Genomic DNA, 20,469 nt, shown 5'->3' with positions numbered 1-20,469 from the left:
TCAATCTTTCATCATTATAGATAGTAACGAAAAAAATGACAAGTTTCCTCCAAACGAAAAAAGTAACAGCTGCCCATTGCAACTGTTACTTTCTCTCTATTCTTCGTGCTTCACAAGTATTTTTTTCACCTTACGATCAAATTCTCTTCGAGGAATCATTACTGAATGGTCACATCCCTCGCACTTAATGCGGATATCCATTCCCATACGAATAATCTTCCAGCGATTCTCACCACATGGGTGGGCTTTCTTCATTTCCACAACATCGTACAAGTTATACTGCTTTTGCTCCATTCTCCAAACCCCTCTCCATACTAAATTGCTTTTCCACTCACCAATTCTTCACGATTATATAAAACCATACGTGGATATGGAATTTCAATCCCATGTAAATCTAGACGATTTTTAATTTCTTTACGAAGGGCTCTTGCAACAACCGCATGTTGCATCGGCTCTACTTCCGCAATAACACGTAATATAACTTCTGATGCAGCCAATGTTTGCACACCTAATAACTGAGGCTTTGCTACCATTTGCGTATACTGTGCAGGTAATTCTTCTAATAACTCTTCAATAACTTGCTCCGCTTTCGCTATGTCAGCCTCATACGAAATGGATACATCAACAAATGCTACACTATTACTAACGGAATAGTTCGTAACTTGAATGATACTTCCATTTGGTAAAGTATGAATTTCGCCTGTCCAACTCTTTACTTTTGTTGTACGAAGTCCAATTTCTAGAACGACACCTTCAAACTGACCAATTTTTACATAGTCACCTACTGAAAATTGATCTTCTAGCAAAATAAATAACCCCGTAATAACATCTTTCACTAAACTTTGAGCACCAAATCCGACTGCTAAACCAATTACCCCGGCACCCGCTAATAAACCAGATGCATTAATATTAAACACACCCAAAATAGCAATTAACATAATGAACATAACAACGTATGCCACAATATTTTCAAGTAACTTCGCTACTGTAACTGTACGACGTTCTGAAATTTGAATTGGCGAACGGCTTCCCATACGAAACGCATTTCGTACAATTGCACGCGCAACTCGCACAATAATTGCACCAAGTATTAAAATAACGACTATTTTTAGTGATTTCACACCTATATTCGTCCAATCAATGGACTCAAACCATTTCAACGCTAAATCCATGTACCTCTACCTCTCCAGCTAAAATTTCTTTTTAATTATCCTTCTCATTGTATCAGAAGTCACCCTCATTTCTGAAAAATTTTTATGACTTTAATTGCATTTGTTAACTTCCATGCAGGTATAAAATGGAACGAATATATATATACTAGTACTATTATTTCCGTTTTCACTCAAATTTTACAGGAAGTACGCACTTATAGTTTTCCATTTTACTCACCATATAACATATTTTGAAAATTTATTAAAAGGATGGATGCTTCATGAATATTGGAAGTTTTCGCTTACCCTTTTTCGAAAAAGAAACTCAAAATGTTATGCACCAAGACGTAGAAGCCTCCGAGACAATTAGTAACTTCTTACTTTCCCATATCCCTATTAAAACGAATATACCGATTATTCTCGTTTGTATCGGCACAGACCGTTCTACAGGCGATGCACTCGGTCCGTTAGTCGGTACGAAACTAGAACAAGTAGGAATTAAAAACTTCCAAGTGTTCGGCACACTAGATGAGCCAGTGCATGCGCTAAATTTAGAAGAAAGAATTCGGAATATACAGAAAGATAATCCTACTTCATTTATAATTGCGGTCGATGCCTGTTTAGGAAAGTCTCAAAGCATCGGTTCCATTACTACCGGAATGGGGCCTAGTAAACCTGGAGCTGCGATGAACAAGAAATTACCTGCAGTTGGTGATTTACATATTCATGGCATCGTAAATCTAAATGGTTTTATGGAGTTTTTCGTCCTGCAAAATACACGATTAAGTTTAGTCATGAAAATGGCTGATGTAATTGCACAAAGTATAAAAGAAACAGACCAAAAATTATCTGTATTAAAAAAAGCAAACCATCTATAAATAATAAGATGGTTTGCTTTTTAGTTTTTCTGCGCTAATAATTCTAAAATACGATTTAAATCTTCTTTATTAAAAAATTCAATTTCGATTTTACCTTTTTCTTTTTTCGTTTCTTTAATTTTCACATCTGTGCCAAACTTTTCTCTTAAGAACGTTTCGCGTTCTACGAAAAATATGTTTCTCTCTTTTTTCACTTGTTTTGTTTCACGTGAAACGCGTTGATTAATCTCCTGAACAATTTTCTCTAATTGACGAACGTTTAATCCTTCTTTTTCGATTCGTTTTAATAAAGATTTCAATTGTTCTTCATCTTTTATCGTAAGCAAAGTTCTCCCATGGGCCATTGAAAGTTGACCATTTGCAATCATATCTTGCACAAATGGAGGGAGGCTTAATAACCGCGTATAATTTGCAATGTAAGGTCTGCTCTTACCAAGACGTTTTGCTAATTGTTCTTGCGTTACATTTAGCTCATTCATTAACATTTGATATGCCATTGCTTCTTCCATTGGGTTTAAATCTTCTCGTTGTAAGTTTTCAAGCAATGCAAACTCCATCATTTGCTGCTCATTTAATTGTCTTACAACAGCAGGTACCTTTTCGAGCCCTGCCTCTTTGGCAGCACGATATCTTCTTTCACCTGCAACAATTTCATATCCTTTAATACTCTTCCTAGCAATTAACGGTTGCAATATGCCGTGTTCTTTAATAGAGGCCGATAATTCTTGAATTGCCTCTTTATTAAAGTGTTTACGTGGTTGATATGGATTCGGTCTTAATTCAGTTATCACAATCTCCTGAATTGCCTCTTCTTCTTTCACATCTAAATCAGGAAAAAACACATTAATTCCTCTTCCTAATCCTTTAGCCACCTGCAATCACTTCCTCTGCTAAATCTATATATACTTCTGCCCCTCTTGATTTAGCGTCATACTGCATAATTGGTTTCCCATGACTTGGTGCTTCACTTAAACGAACATTACGAGGAATAATCGAACGGTATACTTTATCCCTAAAGTATTTTTTCACTTCATCTATAACCTGGATCCCTAAATTCGTGCGGGCATCCAACATCGTTAGCAATACACCTTGAATTGCTAGATTTTTATTTAAGTGCTTTTGCACAAGTCGAACTGTATTTAATAGCTGACTTAATCCTTCTAGTGCGTAATATTCGCATTGAACAGGAATAATAACAGAATTTGCTGCGGTTAATGCATTAATCGTTAATAACCCTAAGGACGGGGGACAGTCGATAATAATATAGTCGTATTCATCACGAACTGGCTGTAATGCCCTTTGTAAACGTACTTCCCGGGAAATAGTCGGTACCAATTCAATTTCAGCACCTGCCAATTGAATTGTAGCGGGTAGAACATCTAAGTTTTCAGTTGCGGTTTTACGTATAACCCCTTGAACATCTGCATCTTCCACAAGAACATTGTAAATACATTGATCTAATTCGGATTTTTCAATTCCCACACCAGTCGTTGCATTTCCTTGAGCGTCAATATCTACAAGAAGGACTTTTTTACCTACTTGTGCCAATCCAGCCCCTAAATTAACAGATGTTGTTGTTTTTCCAACGCCACCTTTTTGATTGGCAATAGCAATGATTTTTCCCATGATGTCACCTACTTTCAACCTTTCTATCTTATTCTAGTAATAATTACGTTTATTGTAACATGAAATAAAAGTTTTTCTTTTACGTCCTTATTAAACTTCAAAATTTATTTCTAAACTCCTTCTTCATCTAACAAGAAAATATAGTAAAAGAGACCTATCCAATAGGATAAGGTCTCTAACACGCCATTATTATTTTTTCTTCGGAATTTTAATTGTAATTTGATAGTACTCATCAAATTCTTCTTCCGCAGAATTAACATTTAAACCACTGTCAGCAACCATTTGTAATGACTGCCTAATTGTATTCATGGCAATTCTCGTATCTCGACTTACTGCTTTTTGCTTTGCCTTACGCTTCGGTTTGGCTTCCTCTAGTAATTTCGCAATTCGTTCCTCTGTTTGCTTTACATTCAGTTGTTTCTCCACAATTTCCTGTAAAACCTTCAGTTGTAATTCCTCATTCTTTAAAGGAATGAGCGCGCGGGCATGACGTTCTGTAATACTTTTTTCTAATAACGCACGTTTTATTTCTTCAGGCAACTTTAACAATCGCAACTTATTTGCGATTGTGGATTGTCCTTTTCCAAGTCGTTGTGCCAATGCTTCTTGTGTTAAATTATGTAACTCAATTAGCTTTTGATATGCCACAGCTTCCTCGATTGCTGTTAGTTCCTCACGTTGCAAGTTTTCAATTAAAGCTACAGAAGCTGTCTCTGTATCATTTAAGTTCTTTATAATTGCAGGAACCTTTTCCCACCCTAACTTTGTTGCCGCACGGAAACGCCTTTCTCCAGCGATAATCTCGTACTTGTCATCCTCATATTGCCTCACAACAATCGGCTGAATCAGTCCATGTGTACGAATCGTTAGTGCTAGCTCTTCAATTCGTGCATCATCAAAAACTGTTCGTGGTTGATAACGGTTAGGGGTAATATTTACTATCGGAATTTCTTGTATTTCTTCATATACCTTTTTATCTATTTCTTCATGGCTTTCGTCTTGTAATTCGAATTCGCTCTCTTTATCTCCAAAGCCAAATAAACGAGAAAACGTATTTTTCATACATATTCCACCACCTTTTAGGCCTATTGACTATTCTCCATAAAATGTTTCCTATGAAACATTTACGTTTTCATTTATATAATTCAATCTTACGTCTAATAAGATTTATTTTTCAATAGGTAATTTATTGGGTGTTCCCGGTTTGCGTGGATATTTCTTTGGTGTCTTGCGCTTTTTCTCGATTAATAAAATATTACGTTCACTTTCTTCAAACGGTAATTGGAACGTAGACATTTCTTTTAAATTCCCGCCTAGCACCTCTAAAGCATACTTGCCATTTTCAATTTCTTCGTTTGCTGCGGCACCTTTCATTGCAATGAACGTTCCCCCAACTTTTACAAGTGGTAAACATAGCTCACTCAATACCGAAAGACGCGCAACTGCACGTGCCATTACAATATCGTACGATTCACGTACACCTTCTTTTTTCCCAAATGTTTCAGCACGATCGTGACAAAACGCAACGTCACCTAATTCCAACTTTTGTGCTAAATGATTTAAGAAGTTAATACGTTTTTGCAATGAGTCTACAATTGTTACTTTTAAGTGCGGGAAACAGATTTTCAAAGGAATACTTGGAAATCCAGCTCCTGCGCCAACATCACAAATTGAGAATGGTTCTGAAAAATCATAATAAAAAGCAGCCGTAATAGAATCAAAAAAGTGTTTTAAATATACTTCCTCTTTCTCCGTAATAGCTGTTAAGTTCATTTTTTCATTCCAATCTACTAATGTTTCAAAGTAGATTTCGAACTGCTCTAACTGTCTAGAAGAGAGGGTGATACCCTTCTCTTCTAGCATAGATTGAAATTGTTCTATGTTCATCTAACAATATCTCCTTACTATTTATTGGTTCGATACTCGCGCAATTTTTCCTTGTTCAATATACACAAGTAAAATAGAAACATCCGCTGGATTCACGCCAGAAATACGTGAAGCCTGCCCCATTGAAAGTGGACGAACATCTTTCAATTTCTGTCTCGCTTCTGAGGCAAGGCTAGAAATCGCATCATAATCAATATCCACAGGGATTTTTTTGTTTTCCATTTTCTTCATACGCTCTACTTGCTGTAAAGATTTTTCGATATATCCTTCGTACTTAATCTGAATTTCAACTTGTTCTGTAATTTCATCACTTAATTCTACTTCACTTGGTACTAAAAGATGAATATGCTCATATGTCATCTCTGGACGACGTAATAAGTCACTTGCACGTATTCCATCTTTCAATTCACTTCCGCCAATACTACGAATTAATTCTTGAACTTCAGGACGTGGTTTAATAATAATGCTGCTTAAACGTTCCTTTTCCTGTTCAATTTTTAATTTTTTATTTGTAAATCGCTCATAGCGTTCTTCTTTAATTAATCCAATTTCACGACCAACTTCAGTTAAACGAAGATCAGCATTATCGTGGCGTAATAATAGGCGATATTCTGCACGAGACGTTAATAAGCGATATGGTTCATTTGTACCTTTCGTTACAAGATCATCAATTAAGACACCAATATAAGCATCCGCGCGACCTAAAATAACTTCTTTTTTACCTAAAGAACGACATGCTGCATTAATCCCAGCCATAAGCCCTTGTCCTGCCGCCTCTTCGTAACCAGAAGTTCCGTTAATTTGTCCTGCTGTATATAAATTTTTAATTTTTTTCGTTTCAAGTGTTGGCCATAGTTGTGTTGGCACAATTGCATCATATTCAATTGCATAACCTGTACGCATCATTTCAACGTTTTCTAGGCCAGGTATTGTTCTAAGCATATCACGTTGCACATCTTCTGGTAAGCTTGTGGATAAACCTTGTACATACACCTCTTGTGTATTACGTCCTTCTGGCTCTAAGAAAATTTGATGACGTGGTTTATCATTAAATCTTACTACTTTGTCTTCAATTGAAGGACAATATCTAGGTCCTGTTCCCTTAATCATACCAGAATACATAGCTGAGCGATGTAGGTTTTCATCTATTAAACGATGTGTTTCCGTACTTGTATACGTCAACCAACATGGAATTTGATCCATAATAAATTTTGTCGTTTCAAAAGAGAAAGCTCGTGGTTTATCATCACCTGGCTGAATTTCTGTTTTACTGTAATCAATCGTATTACTATTTACACGCGGAGGTGTACCTGTTTTAAATCTAACAAGATCAAATCCAAGCTCCTCTAAATGTTCGGATAAAGTTATAGATGGTTGTTGATTATTCGGACCGCTCGAATATTTTAAACCTCCCATAATAATCTCACCGCGTAAAAATGTTCCAGTCGTAATTACAACTGTTTTGGCTGTATATTCAGCACCAGCTTGCGTAACTACCCCTTTACATTCGCCATCTTCGACGATTAAACGCTCAACCATTCCTTGGAACAACGTTAAATTTGGTGTTTCTTCAATTGTTTTCTTTAATTCATGCTGGTAAGAGAACTTATCTGCTTGTGCGCGAAGCGCGCGTACAGCTGGTCCTTTACCTGTATTTAACATACGCATTTGAATATACGTTTTATCAATGTTGCGTCCCATTTCTCCGCCTAATGCATCAATTTCCCGAACAACAATCCCTTTTGCTGGTCCACCAACAGAAGGGTTACATGGCATAAACGCTACCATATCTAAATTAATTGTTAACATTAATGTTTTGGAGCCCATTCGTGCTGCCGCAAGACCAGCTTCACATCCTGCATGACCTGCACCGATTACTATGACATCGTATGAACCGGCATTGTATCCCATTGTTTATTCCTCCTAATAATCTCTATCTTTCTAAAACATCGCTATATTATTTTCCTAAACAAAATTGAGAGAACAACTGGTCAATTAGGCTTTCATGGACGGTATCACCAGTAATTTCACCAAGTATTTCCCACGTTCTTGTTAAATCAATTTGCACCATATCAATTGGAACACCATTTTCTATTGCCTCAATTGCATCTCCAATTGTTTTTCCTGCTTGTGTTAATAATCCAATATGTCTCGCGTTAGAAACATATGTCACATCTGCAGAATCAATTGTTCCTTCAAAGAATAAATCAGCTATTGCCTTTTCAAGCTCATCTATTCCTTGTTCCTCAATTAACGATGTTGTAATAATACGATTTCCCGCTGCCAATTCTGTAACACGTTCCATATCGATTACTTGCGATAAATCTGTCTTATTTACAATAATAATGAAATCTTTTCCTTGTACGGCACGGAATAGATCTTCATCCTCATGCGTTAAAGCCTCGCTATAATTAACGACAACTAAAACTAAATCAGCTTGGCTCATCATTTCTTTTGAACGCTCTACACCAATTCGTTCAACAACATCTTCTGTTTCACGAATCCCGGCTGTATCTATAAGTTTAAGTGGTACACCACGCACATTAACGTACTCTTCAATAACATCACGAGTTGTTCCTGCAATATCAGTTACAATTGCCTTTTTCTCCTGAACAAGACTATTTAATAGCGATGACTTCCCAACGTTAGGTCTACCGATGATTGCAGTAGCAATACCTTCACGTAAAATCTTTCCTTGCTTCGATGTTTCTAATATTTTTGCAATTTCCGTACGAACATGTGTAGCTTTCTCAATTAAAATATTATGTGTCATTTCTTCCACATCATCATATTCCGGGTAATCTATGTTTACCTCAACATGAGCCAACGTTTCTAATATGTCCTGACGCAGACGGCCGATTAATTTAGATAATCGCCCTTCCATTTGGTTAATCGCTACGTTCATTGCACGATCTGTTTTTGCACGGATTAAGTCCATAACAGCTTCTGCTTGTGATAAATCAATACGGCCATTTAAAAAAGCACGTTTTGTAAATTCACCAGGCTCTGCTAATCGTACTCCTTGTGCTAAAATAAGCTGCAATACTTTATTTACCGAAACAAGTCCGCCGTGACAGTTAATTTCCACTATATTTTCACGTGTAAAAGTCCTTGGTGCACGCAGAATAGATACCATCACTTCTTCAATAACCTGATTTGTATCTAAATCGACAATATGACCATAATGAATTGTGTGAGAAGGAACTTCTGTTAAATCCTTCCCTTTAAAAATACGATTAACTTTTTCAACCGCATCATCCCCACTTACTCGAACAATGGCAATTGCACCCTCTCCAAGCGCTGTGGAAATCGCGGCAATTGTATCAAATTCCATGTCCTTTCACCTCACTTGCTTATTTATCTCTATTTCAACATGATTATTTTCTTCACTAAATTATTAGAATACCATAACGAACCTATCTACAAAAGAATAATAACTCATTTTATTATGTCCTCATGTAAAAAACACTAAACTTATTCACAGTGGATAAGTTTAGTGTTTTTTAGTTATCCACACCTATTTTCCGCTCAAAAAAACCGGCACTCAATTGAGTAACCGGTCACTTGGAAGATATTACAACATGTCGATGTGGTTCTTTTCCTTCAGAAGTTGTAATGATATTTTGATGATTAGATAATGCTTGGTGGATAATCTTTCGTTCAAAAGATGGCATAGGCTCCAACACAACTCTTTTTTTCGTACTTACTACTTGTTTTGCTAATCGATAAGAAAGTGCTTCTAATGTACCTTTTCTTTTACTACGATAATTTTCAGCATCTAGTGTGATACCAATATACTGCTTCGTACTACGATTCGCCACAAGTTTTGTTAAATACTGTAAAGAATTCAAGGTGTTTCCTCTTTTACCAATCAAAACACCTATATTTTCGCCAGAAATTGTAAATTCAACTTCGCGTCCTTTTACAATTTTACTAATCTCAGCTTCCACACCCATATCGTAAATAACATTTTTTAAATATTCTTCACATTCTTGAATTGGATCTTTCTTCAATACAACTTCTACTACTGCAGGTCGATTCCCAAATAAACCTAGGAACCCTCTTTTACCCTCATCAATAATATTTATATCTACTCGGTCTTTTGGAACATTTAGTTGTCTTAAAGCATCTTGTACTGCCAGCTCGACTGTTTGTCCTTTAGCAGTAACTACACTCACTTGCTTGATCCTCCTGCCTTACTAGCCTTAATTTCTGGCCCCTTGATCAAGTACATTTGAGCGATACCAAAGATATTACCAACAACCCAGTAAAGTGATAATGCAGCTGGGAAGTTAATTGCAAAGACTAAGATCATAATTGGCATAAGCCAAATCATCATTGCCATTTGCGGATTTTGACCAGCTGTTCCTGCCATTGCAAGCTTTTGCTGAATAAATGTCGTAATTGCCGCGACAATCGGTAAGATATAGTACGGATCTGCCTGCCCTAAATCGAACCATAAAAATGTATGCTTACTAATTTCAGCTGTTCTCATAATCGCATGGTAAAACGCGAATAAAATAGGCATCTGAACAAATATCGGTAAACATCCTGCTAATGGGTTTACACCATTTTTTTGATATAACTGCATCATTTCTTGTTGTAGTTTTTGCTGTGTTGCTTGATCTTTAGAACTATATTTCTCTTTTAACTTCACCATTTCTGGTTGTAACGCCTGCATTGCTTTCGTACTCTTCGTTTGTTTAATCATTAATGGTAATAATGCAAAACGAATGATAAGAGTTGTAACAACGATTGCTAAACCGTAATTACTACCAAATAAGTTGGCAAAATACGTAATTAACTGAGAAAGCGGATATACGAAATATTCATTCCAAATTCCAGTACTTTTCGGTGTAATCGGCTGATTCACTTCACTACAGCCAGTAGCAATTGCCATTAATGCAATAACCATGGCTAGTAAACCTATTTTCTTTTTCAAAGCCTGCTCCTCCTTGTTTCGGTATGTATATAGTGTAATTCATTTCCTTACGCTACTTTTTTATTCTTTTCATACCAGAGCGTTTAAAGACATGAATTAAGCTTTTCTTTAATTCTTCATATGTCATCTCTGCACAAGGCTTCCTTGCTATTATAACAAAATCTTTTCCAGAATCTATCTCATCTTTTAATTCTGTGATCGACTGGCGAATCATACGTTTAATTCGATTACGCACTACTGCATTTCCTATTTTCTTGCTGACAGAAAGGCCAATACGAAAGTTTGGCTGCTCTCCCTTATCTAGTTGATAGACAACAAGCTGACGGTTAGCATTCGATTTTCCTTTTTGAAAAACCGTCTGGAATTCATCATTCTTTTTTATACGATATTTTTTCTTCATATCAATTGACACTCCTGTAGTTCATCAGTGGAAATTCACTATTATTAGAAAAAAAGACCACTGAACGATCAGTGGTCTACGCAGATAATACTTTTCTTCCTTTACGACGACGAGCTGCTAGCACTTTACGTCCGTTCGCTGTGCTCATACGGCTGCGGAAACCATGTACTTTGCTGCGCTTACGTTTATTTGGTTGGTAAGTTCTTTTCATTATATGACACCTCCCTGAGGAATATCTGTTAAAGACAGTCCTATAAATTATAGTTAATCAACTAGGAAAATGTCAATGGTTCTCGAAATTTTCATCAAATATTCATTTTGAACCTATTCACATACTTTTTCACAGACCCTATATTTCCTTGTGGATAAATGTTTTTTCTGGGTTTTTATATCCACAAACCCTTTTCGTACTTTTACACAGTATATCGTGTTGTGGACAAGTTTATTCCACAAGGTATTGATTTTGTGGATAACTTTCTTAAATTCATTGCTATAGCTACTTTTTTTTGATATTATAGTTGTGTTTTCACTTTGAATAAGTTTTCCACACCTTTATCTTATCCACAATTTGTGTATAACATGTGGACAGTTTTAATCACATGTGGGTAAATGCTTATCCACATTTGCTTTTTTTGTCGAAAACCCTATCTCATATACAAACGACGTTTTTAGGTTTTAAAATACGTTTCGTATAAATATACATTTTATATTTATTTAGGTTGTACATTTGTTGCGCAACCTTATTCTTTTACCATCTTAGTAAAGGAGGGACACCTTTGGAAAACATCTCTGATTTATGGAACAGCGCCTTAAAAGAACTAGAAAAAAAGGTCAGTAAACCAAGTTATGAAACATGGTTAAAATCAACAACCGCACATAATTTAAAGAAAGACGTATTAACAATTACAGCTCCAAATGAATTCGCTCGTGATTGGTTAGAATCTCATTATTCAGAGCTAATTTCGGAAACACTTTATGATTTAACGGGGGCAAAATTAGCTATTCGCTTTATTATTCCCCAAAGTCAAGCTGAAGAGGAGATTGATCTTCCTCCTTCTAAACCAAATTCAGCACAAGATGATTCTAATCATTTACCACAGAGTATGCTAAATCCAAAATATACGTTTGATACATTTGTTATTGGCTCTGGTAACCGTTTTGCTCACGCTGCTTCATTGGCTGTAGCCGAAGCGCCAGCTAAAGCATATAATCCCCTCTTTATTTACGGGGGAGTTGGACTCGGGAAGACCCATTTAATGCATGCAATTGGTCATTATGTAATTGAACATAACCCAAACGCAAAGGTTGTATATTTATCATCAGAAAAATTTACAAATGAATTCATTAATTCAATTCGTGATAATAAAGCGGTCGATTTTCGTAATAAATACCGTAATGTAGATGTTTTATTAATAGATGATATTCAATTTCTAGCAGGAAAAGAACAAACTCAAGAAGAGTTTTTCCATACATTCAATGCATTACACGAAGAAAGTAAACAAATTGTAATTTCAAGTGATCGGCCACCAAAAGAAATTCCAACTTTAGAAGATCGTCTTCGTTCTCGCTTTGAATGGGGACTCATTACGGATATTACGCCACCAGATTTAGAAACACGAATTGCAATTTTACGTAAAAAAGCAAAGGCTGAAGGACTCGATATACCAAATGAGGTTATGCTTTATATTGCAAATCAAATTGATTCAAACATTCGTGAACTAGAAGGTGCACTTATCCGAGTTGTAGCTTATTCATCTTTAATTAACAAAGATATTAATGCTGATTTAGCAGCTGAAGCACTTAAAAATATTATTCCAAATTCTAAACCAAAAATTATCTCCATTTATGATATTCAAAAGGCTGTCGGGGATGTTTATCAAATAAAACTGGAAGATTTCAAGGCGAAAAAGCGAACAAAATCAGTTGCCTTCCCTCGCCAAATTGCAATGTATTTATCACGCGAACTTACAGATTACTCCTTACCTAAAATCGGTGAAGAATTTGGTGGACGTGATCATACAACAGTTATCCATGCTCATGAAAAAATTTCTAAGCTACTTAAAACGGATACGCAATTACAAAAACAAGTTGAAGAAATTAACGATATTTTAAAGTAGTAGCTGAATAGTGTGAATAACTTACCTTGTTTTACGCACAGTCTATCCACATGTAGATAGACTGTTTTTACATCCTTTAACGGGGTTATCCACATATCCACAGGCCCTATTACTATTACTACTATTTTTTATCTTTATTAATTAAATAAAATATTATACTTACCGGAGGTTTTTCTTTATGCGTTTTACAATACAAAAAGACTATCTTGTAAGAAGTGTACAAGATGTAATGAAGGCTGTTTCTTCTCGTACAACAATTCCGATCCTTACAGGAATTAAAGTTGTCGCTACGGAAGAAGGAGTTACGTTAACAGGAAGCGATGCTGATATTTCTATTGAATCCTTTATCCCAGTTGAAGACAATGGAAAAGAAATCGTAGAAGTAGCACAATCAGGAAGTATTATTTTACAAGCAAAATATTTTAGTGAGATTGTAAAAAAATTACCTAAAGAGACTGTCGAAATTTCTGTGGAAAATCATTTTATGACGAAAATAATTTCTGGAAAATCAGAGTTTAATTTAAATGGTTTAGATTCTGCTGAATATCCATTGTTACCACAAATTGAAGAACATCATGTTTTTAAGATTCCAACAGATTTACTGAAACATATGATCAGACAAACTGTATTTGCAGTTTCCACTTCTGAAACAAGACCGATCTTGACAGGTGTAAACTGGAAAGTATATAACAGCGAATTAACTTGCATTGCTACAGATAGTCACAGGTTAGCTCTTCGAAAAGCAAAAATCGAAGGAATCGCAGATGAATTTCAAGCGAATGTTGTTATTCCAGGTAAAAGCTTAAATGAATTAAGCAAAATTCTAGATGAGTCTGAAGAAATGGTAGATATCGTTATTACGGAGTATCAAGTATTATTCCGTACAAAGCATTTATTATTCTTCTCAAGATTGTTAGAAGGTAATTATCCGGATACAACTCGTTTAATTCCAGCCGAAAGTAAAACAGATATTTTTGTAAATACAAAAGAATTTTTACAAGCAATTGATCGTGCATCTCTATTAGCAAGGGATGGTCGTAATAATGTTGTAAAATTATCAACTTTAGAAAAGGAAATGCTAGAAATTTCTTCGAATTCACCAGAAATTGGGAAAGTAGTAGAAGAAGTTCAATGTGAAAAAGTAGATGGGGAAGAGTTAAAAATATCTTTTAGTGCAAAATATATGATGGATGCATTAAAAGCTTTAGATAGTACTGAAATTAAAATTAGCTTTACTGGTGCGATGAGACCATTCTTAATTCGTACAGTAAATGATGATTCCATTATTCAATTAATTTTACCGGTTCGTACTTACTAAGTAAGAAGTAAGGGTTGCTAGTTTTCAGATACTAGTAGCCCTTATTTGATTTTTGGGTATTACTTTCCTAATGTTAGTTTATTTAGTACAATGAAAGAATGAACACTTTCAGAAAGTGAGCGATTTTATGAAACGTATTAAAATTTCAACAGAGTATATTACACTAGGACAATTTTTGAAGTTAGCTGATGTAATTGATACAGGTGGCGCTGTAAAATGGTTTTTACAAGAATATGAAGTGTACGTGAATCAAGAACTTGAAAATAGAAGAGGTCGCAAATTATATGCGAACGATATTATTGAAATTCCAGGAAGCGGAAGTTTCCAAGTTCAGTCATAAAGGGGGAGCCCTTTGTTTATTTCAGAAATACAATTAAAAAACTATCGCAATTATGAAAAGTTAGAGCTTTCCTTTGAAGATAAAGTGAATGTGATTATCGGTGAAAACGCACAAGGGAAAACGAATTTGATGGAAGCTATTTATGTTTTAGCGATGGCGAAATCTCATAGAACCTCTAATGATCGCGAGCTTATCCGTTGGGATGAAGACTTCGGTCAAATTAAAGGGAAATTACAAAAGAGAAATAGTTCTTTGTCTTTGGAATTAAATATTTCGAAAAAAGGTAAAAAGGCAAAATTAAATCAACTTGAACAACAAAAATTGAGTCAATATATTGGCATGATGAATGTTGTCATGTTTGCCCCAGAAGATTTAAATCTTGTAAAAGGAAGCCCTCAAGTAAGAAGACGCTTTTTAGATATGGAATTAGGCCAAATAGCTCCAGTCTATTTGTATGAATTGAGTCAATATCAAAAGGTGCTCACGCAACGAAATCACTTGCTGAAAAAGATGCAAGGGAATAGTAAGAATGAGGAAACGATGTTGGATGTATTTACACTTCAACTTATTGAGCATGGTGCAAAAATATTGCAAAAACGGTTTGAGTTTTTGCATTTACTACAAGAATGGGCAGCTCCAATTCATCGCGGTATAAGCCGTGGATTAGAAGAATTAGAAATTGTCTATAAACCAAGTGTAGATGTATCAGAATCAATGGATTTGTCGAAAATAAAAGAAGTATACTATGAAAATTTTCAATCTGTGAAACAACGTGAGATTTTCCGTGGTACGACTTTAATTGGTCCTCATCGTGATGATTTACAATTCTTCGTTAATAGTAAAAATGTTCAAGTCTTTGGTTCGCAAGGACAACAACGAACGACCGCACTGTCCCTAAAATTAGCTGAAATTGAATTGATTTACTCAGAAGTTAAGGAATATCCGATTCTTTTATTGGATGATGTATTATCAGAATTAGATGATTATCGTCAATCGCATCTGTTAAATACAATTCAAGGAAAAGTGCAAACATTTGTGACAACGACGAGTGTCGACGGAATTGAACACGAAACATTAAAAGAAGCGAAAACAATTCATGTAACGAACGGCACGGTAGATTGTGAAATAGATAGGGCGTAATCCCTATTTAAATGGAAAAGTAGGTGATCTTTGTGTCAATGGAACAAAAGCAAATGGAAGAAAACTCATATGATGAAAGTCAGATACAGGTACTTGAAGGATTAGAAGCGGTTCGAAAACGCCCTGGGATGTATATTGGATCTACAAGTGGAAAAGGACTTCACCATCTTGTGTGGGAAATCGTCGATAATAGTATTGATGAAGCACTTGCAGGGTATTGTGATGAAATTAACGTTAGTATCGAAGAAGATAATAGTATTCTTGTAACGGATAATGGACGTGGTATTCCAGTTGGTATACAAGAAAAAATGGGACGTCCTGCTGTGGAAGTTATAATGACCGTTCTTCATGCTGGTGGTAAGTTTGGCGGTGGCGGTTATAAAGTTTCTGGTGGTTTGCATGGTGTTGGGGCATCTGTAGTAAATGCTCTATCAACAGAACTAGAAGTATTTGTACATCGTGAAGGCAAAATCCATTATCAAAAATACGAAAGAGGTATTCCGGTTGCGGATTTAAAAGTCATTGGTGACACAGATCAAACAGGGACGATAACTCGATTTAAACCAGATCCAGAAATTTTTCAGGAAACAATAGTATACGAATTTGATACGTTAGCAACTCGTATGCGTGAATTAGCATTTTTAAATCGTAATATTAAATTAACAATTGAAGATAAACGTGAACATAAACAGAAGAAAGAATTCCATTATGAAGGTGGAATTAAATCATATGTTGAACATTTAAATCGTTCAAAACAGCCAATTCATGAAGAACCTGTATATGTAGAAGGTTCAAAAGATGGTATTCAGGTTGAAGTTGCGCTTCAATATAACGAAGGATACACAAATCATATTTACTCATTTACAAATAATATTCATACGTATGAAGGTGGTACACATGAGGTAGGATTTAAAACAGCCTTAACTCGTGTGATCAACGATTATGGTCGTAAAAATAATATTTTAAAAGATGCGGATAGTAATTTAACTGGTGAAGATGTTCGTGAAGGTTTAACAGCGATTGTGTCAATTAAACATCCAAATCCACAATTCGAAGGACAAACGAAGACAAAACTTGGAAATAGTGAAGCAAGAACAATTACAGAGTCAGTATTCTCAGAGGCATTTGAAAAGTTCTTACTGGAAAATCCCAATGTTGCACGTAAAATTATAGATAAAGGGACGATGGCAGCGCGTGCGCGTGTAGCAGCTAAAAAGGCTCGTGAGTTAACTCGCCGAAAGAGTGCTTTAGAAGTTTCAAGTTTACCAGGGAAATTGGCAGACTGTTCTTCTAAAGATCCAGCAATTAGTGAAATCTATATCGTAGAGGGTGACTCTGCGGGTGGGTCTGCAAAACAAGGGCGCGATCGTCATTTCCAAGCAATTTTACCGCTGAAGGGTAAAATTATTAATGTTGAAAAGGCGCGCTTAGATAAAATTTTATCAAATGATGAAGTTCGTACAATTATTACGGCGATTGGTACAAATATCGGCGGAGACTTCGCTATTGAAAAAGCACGCTATCATAAAGTTATTATTATGACGGATGCCGATGTTGATGGTGCGCATATTCGTACCCTATTATTAACGTTCTTCTATCGCTATATGCGTCAAATAATTGAGTGCGGTTATATATATATCGCACAGCCACCTTTGTTTAAAGTACAACAAGGTAAGAAAATTCAATATGCTTACAACGATAAGGAACTTGAAAAAATCTTAGCTGAATTACCAGCCCAACCTAAGCCGGGGATTCAGCGTTATAAAGGTCTAGGGGAAATGAATCCAACTCAGTTATGGGAGACGACAATGGACCCAGAAGTACGTTCATTACTTCAAGTTTCACTTCAAGATGCAATTGAAGCGGATGAAACATTTGAAATTTTGATGGGAGATAAAGTAGAGCCACGTCGTAACTTTATCCAAGAAAATGCAAAATACGTGAAAAACCTTGATATTTAAATGGGTAATGACAGGAATCTAAGTATTCCTGTCTTCTACATATAAATCAATGTATGTGTAACGGAAATGTAAGAGGAGGTGCTGGTTGATGTCAGACAATCAACAACAAGCACGAATTCGAGAAATTAATATTAGTCATGAAATGCGTACCTCGTTTTTAGATTACGCAATGAGTGTTATCGTATCTCGTGCATTACCAGATGTTCGTGATGGATTAAAACCTGTGCATCGTAGGGTTTTATATGCGATGAATGATTTAGGAATTACAGCTGATAAAGCATATAAGAAATCAGCGCGTATTGTCGGTGAAGTAATCGGTAAGTATCACCCTCACGGTGATTCAGCTGTTTACGAGACGATGGTACGTATGGCGCAAGATTTTAGTCAACGTTATATGCTTGTTGATGGGCATGGTAACTTTGGTTCTGTTGATGGTGATTCAGCAGCAGCGATGCGTTATACAGAAGCGAGAATGTCTAAGATCTCTATGGAATTAATACGTGATATTTCAAAAAATACGATTGATTATCAAGATAACTATGATGGTTCTGAAAGAGAGCCAATTGTATTGCCAGCGCGTTTCCCTAATTTATTAGTGAATGGTACGACGGGTATTGCGGTAGGTATGGCAACGAATATTCCACCGCATCAACTTGGTGAAGTAATTGATGGTGTATTGGCACTAAGCCATAATCCCGACATTACGATTGCGGAATTAATGGAGTTTATTCCAGGACCAGATTTTCCAACAGCAGGTTTAATTTTGGGACGAAGTGGGATTCGAAGAGCGTATGAAACAGGTAGAGGCTCTATTATGCTTCGAGCTAAAGTTGAAATTGAAGAGAAGTCAAATGGTAAACAATCTATTCTTGTAACTGAACTACCTTATCAAGTTAATAAGGCGCGATTAATTGAAAAAATTGCAGAATTAGTTCGTGATAAGAAAATTGAAGGTATTACGGATTTACGTGATGAGTCAGATCGAAACGGTATGCGTATTGTTATGGAAGTACGCCGTGATGCCAATGCCAATGTACTATTAAATAATCTATATAAACATACAGCACTTCAAACGAGTTTTGGTATTAATATGTTGTCTCTTGTAAATGGAGAGCCACAAGTACTAAATTTAAAACAAAATTTATATCATTACTTGGAGCATCAGAAGGTAGTAATTCGTCGACGTACTGCTTATGAATTAGAAAAAGCAGAGGCGCGTGCTCATATTTTAGAAGGATTACGAATTGCTCTAGATCATCTAGATGAAGTTATTACGTTAATTCGTAGTTCGAAAACAGCAGATATTGCAAAACAGGGCTTAATGGAACGTTTTGGTTTAAGTGAGAAACAAGCACAAGCAATTTTAGATATGCGTCTGCAACGTTTAACAGGATTAGAACGTGAAAAAATTGAGCAAGAATATCAAGACTTAATGAAGTTAATCGCTGAATTACAAGCAATCTTAGCAGATGAAGAGAAAGTTCTTGAAATTATTCGTGAAGAATTAACGGAAGTAAAAGAACGCTTCAATGATAAGAGACGAACGGAAATCACAATTGGTGGCATGGAATTTATTGAAGATGAAGATTTGATTCCAGAGCAAAACATCGCTATTACGTTAACTCATAATGGTTATATTAAGAGGTTACCGGCTTCTACGTACAAAACACAGAACCGTGGTGGACGTGGTGTGCAAGGAATGGGAACAAATGATGATGATTTCGTAGAACATTTATTAACTACTTCTACGCATGATCACATTTTATTCTTTACTAATAAAGGGAAAGTATACCGTACGAAAGGATATGAAATCCCAGAGTATAGTCGTACAGCAAAAGGTATACCTATTATTAACTTATTAGGTGTAGATAAGGGTGAATGGATTAACGCCATTATTCCAATTCGTGAATTTGGTGATGATGAATTCTTATTCTTCACAACAAAACAAGGTATTTCTAAGAGAACGCCACTTTCATCATTTGCAAATATACGTACGAATGGTTTAATCGCCATCTCTCTTCGTGAAGAGGATGAAGTAATATCTGTACGTTTAACATCTGGTGATAAGGATATTATTGTAGGAACAAGCAATGGTATGTTAATTCGCTTTAACGAGCAAGATGTGCGTTCTATGGGACGTAATGCGGCTGGTGTAAAAGCAATTACATTAGGTGATGAAGATCAAGTTGTAGGCATGGAAATTGTCGAAGAGGATGTAAATGTTCTAATCGTAACGAAAAATGGTTATGGAAAACGTACACCTATTGATGAATACCGTTTACAAAGCCGTGGTGGTAAAGGTCTGAAGACTTGTAATATTACAGATAAAAACGGTAAATTAGTAGCTGTTAAATCTGTAACAGGTGAAGAAGATATCATGTTAATTACGGCAGCAGGTGTTATTATTCGTATGCCAGTTGATCAAATCTCTCAAATGGGACGTAATACACAAGGTGTTCGTCTAATTCGATTAGAGGATGAGCAAGAGGTAGCGACGGTAGCAAAAGCACAGAAAGATGAAGAAGAGGAATCTAATGAAGAGGTTTCTTCTGAAGAATAAGAGGGGGGATTTTTTCCTCCTCTTATTTTTTTATAATAATACTTGCATAGCAATGGGAAAGTCTATATAATAGGCAGAGTCAGCAAATGAGAGATACAAATTATCTTAAAAAACTTGTTGACGAAAATAATATACTGTGATATATTATG

General features: G+C 35.8%; 19 protein-coding genes. 7 read left to right on the top strand and 12 right to left on the bottom strand.

The features are described 5' to 3' along the window. Positions 1-96 precede the first annotated feature (96 nt). Both ILT06_RS21575 and ILT06_RS21570 read right to left on the bottom strand, forming a co-directional pair. Entirely contained in the window at positions 97-294 is a 198-nt protein-coding gene (locus ILT06_RS21575) for a DUF951 domain-containing protein (protein ID WP_000436051.1), read from the bottom strand. A 20-nt stretch (positions 295-314) separates the two neighbouring features. Continuing rightward, positions 315-1,172, bottom strand: a complete 858-nt coding sequence (locus ILT06_RS21570) for a mechanosensitive ion channel family protein (protein WP_000362298.1) — start codon at positions 1,170-1,172, stop codon at positions 315-317. Between the two features lie 260 nt (positions 1,173-1,432). On the opposite strand from ILT06_RS21570, the gene yyaC reads away from it, so the two are divergent. Beyond that, the gene (gene yyaC / locus ILT06_RS21565) at positions 1,433-2,029 is read left to right on the top strand and encodes a spore protease YyaC (RefSeq protein WP_088047701.1); all 597 of its coding nucleotides are present in this window, start codon (positions 1,433-1,435) and stop codon (positions 2,027-2,029) included. Between the two features lie 20 nt (positions 2,030-2,049). Here yyaC and spo0J read toward each other — a convergent pair whose 3' ends face one another. The 10 genes from spo0J to rpmH all read right to left on the bottom strand — a co-directional run bounded on the left by spo0J (position 2,050) and on the right by rpmH (position 11,095). Then, the gene (gene spo0J / locus ILT06_RS21560; RefSeq protein WP_001051813.1) at positions 2,050-2,901 is read right to left on the bottom strand and encodes a stage 0 sporulation protein Spo0J; all 852 of its coding nucleotides are present in this window, start codon (positions 2,899-2,901) and stop codon (positions 2,050-2,052) included. Next, positions 2,894-3,655 (bottom strand): sporulation initiation inhibitor protein Soj, encoded by a 762-nt coding sequence (soj, locus tag ILT06_RS21555; protein WP_222655548.1) that lies wholly within the window; start codon positions 3,653-3,655, stop codon positions 2,894-2,896. Before soj ends, spo0J begins: the two co-directional genes overlap by 8 nt. 189 nt (positions 3,656-3,844) lie before the next feature. Continuing rightward, on the bottom strand, positions 3,845-4,717 hold the full coding sequence (gene noc, locus ILT06_RS21550) for a nucleoid occlusion protein (RefSeq protein WP_000799025.1): 873 nt from the start codon (positions 4,715-4,717) through the stop codon (positions 3,845-3,847). A gap of 105 nt (positions 4,718-4,822) precedes the next feature. After that, on the bottom strand, positions 4,823-5,542 hold the full coding sequence (rsmG, locus tag ILT06_RS21545) for a 16S rRNA (guanine(527)-N(7))-methyltransferase RsmG (protein WP_222655547.1): 720 nt from the start codon (positions 5,540-5,542) through the stop codon (positions 4,823-4,825). Between the two features lie 21 nt (positions 5,543-5,563). Then, positions 5,564-7,453 (bottom strand): tRNA uridine-5-carboxymethylaminomethyl(34) synthesis enzyme MnmG, encoded by a 1,890-nt coding sequence (mnmG, locus tag ILT06_RS21540; RefSeq protein ID WP_000541060.1) that lies wholly within the window; start codon positions 7,451-7,453, stop codon positions 5,564-5,566. A gap of 46 nt (positions 7,454-7,499) precedes the next feature. Continuing rightward, positions 7,500-8,876 carry a tRNA uridine-5-carboxymethylaminomethyl(34) synthesis GTPase MnmE gene (gene mnmE, locus ILT06_RS21535; protein WP_000393766.1) on the bottom strand — a complete coding sequence of 459 codons (1,377 nt, stop codon included), beginning with the start codon at positions 8,874-8,876 and terminating at the stop codon, positions 7,500-7,502. Between the two features lie 226 nt (positions 8,877-9,102). Continuing rightward, positions 9,103-9,720 carry an RNA-binding cell elongation regulator Jag/EloR gene (jag, locus tag ILT06_RS21530; RefSeq protein ID WP_222655546.1) on the bottom strand — a complete coding sequence of 206 codons (618 nt, stop codon included), beginning with the start codon at positions 9,718-9,720 and terminating at the stop codon, positions 9,103-9,105. Beyond that, entirely contained in the window at positions 9,717-10,484 is a 768-nt protein-coding gene (gene spoIIIJ, locus ILT06_RS21525; RefSeq protein ID WP_000726759.1) for a YidC family membrane integrase SpoIIIJ, read from the bottom strand. The genes jag and spoIIIJ overlap by 4 nt, the downstream gene beginning before the upstream one ends. A gap of 52 nt (positions 10,485-10,536) precedes the next feature. Next, on the bottom strand, positions 10,537-10,884 hold the full coding sequence (gene rnpA, locus ILT06_RS21520) for a ribonuclease P protein component (protein WP_000731505.1): 348 nt from the start codon (positions 10,882-10,884) through the stop codon (positions 10,537-10,539). 76 nt (positions 10,885-10,960) lie between these two features. Continuing rightward, positions 10,961-11,095 carry a 50S ribosomal protein L34 gene (rpmH, locus tag ILT06_RS21515; protein WP_000831901.1) on the bottom strand — a complete coding sequence of 45 codons (135 nt, stop codon included), beginning with the start codon at positions 11,093-11,095 and terminating at the stop codon, positions 10,961-10,963. Between the two features lie 565 nt (positions 11,096-11,660). On the opposite strand from rpmH, the gene dnaA reads away from it, so the two are divergent. The 6 genes from dnaA (at position 11,661) to gyrA (ending at position 20,320) form a co-directional block, all read left to right on the top strand. Further along, complete coding sequence (gene dnaA, locus ILT06_RS21510) at positions 11,661-13,001, top strand: chromosomal replication initiator protein DnaA (protein WP_000428027.1); 1,341 nt, start codon at positions 11,661-11,663, stop codon at positions 12,999-13,001. A 178-nt stretch (positions 13,002-13,179) separates the two neighbouring features. Then, positions 13,180-14,319: a DNA polymerase III subunit beta gene (dnaN, locus tag ILT06_RS21505; protein ID WP_064475172.1), complete on the top strand. Its 1,140-nt coding sequence runs from the start codon at positions 13,180-13,182 to the stop codon at positions 14,317-14,319. Between the two features lie 127 nt (positions 14,320-14,446). Then, complete coding sequence (yaaA, locus tag ILT06_RS21500) at positions 14,447-14,659, top strand: S4 domain-containing protein YaaA (RefSeq protein ID WP_000821367.1); 213 nt, start codon at positions 14,447-14,449, stop codon at positions 14,657-14,659. Positions 14,660-14,671: 12 nt separating this feature from the next. Beyond that, complete coding sequence (gene recF, locus ILT06_RS21495; protein ID WP_000470743.1) at positions 14,672-15,799, top strand: DNA replication/repair protein RecF; 1,128 nt, start codon at positions 14,672-14,674, stop codon at positions 15,797-15,799. A 38-nt stretch (positions 15,800-15,837) separates the two neighbouring features. Then, on the top strand, positions 15,838-17,760 hold the full coding sequence (gyrB, locus tag ILT06_RS21490) for a DNA topoisomerase (ATP-hydrolyzing) subunit B (RefSeq protein WP_000435974.1): 1,923 nt from the start codon (positions 15,838-15,840) through the stop codon (positions 17,758-17,760). A gap of 88 nt (positions 17,761-17,848) precedes the next feature. Beyond that, positions 17,849-20,320, top strand: a complete 2,472-nt coding sequence (gene gyrA / locus ILT06_RS21485; RefSeq protein ID WP_064475170.1) for a DNA gyrase subunit A — start codon at positions 17,849-17,851, stop codon at positions 20,318-20,320. Positions 20,321-20,469: the final 149 nt, after the last annotated feature.

The sequence above is a fragment of the Bacillus sp. 17RED48 genome, assembly GCF_019837545.1.
In the GTDB taxonomy this organism is placed as follows: domain Bacteria; phylum Bacillota; class Bacilli; order Bacillales; family Bacillaceae_G; genus Bacillus_A; species Bacillus_A wiedmannii.
Note: the sequence above shows the minus strand (reverse complement) of the source record. Positions and strands in the feature narration are given on the sequence as shown.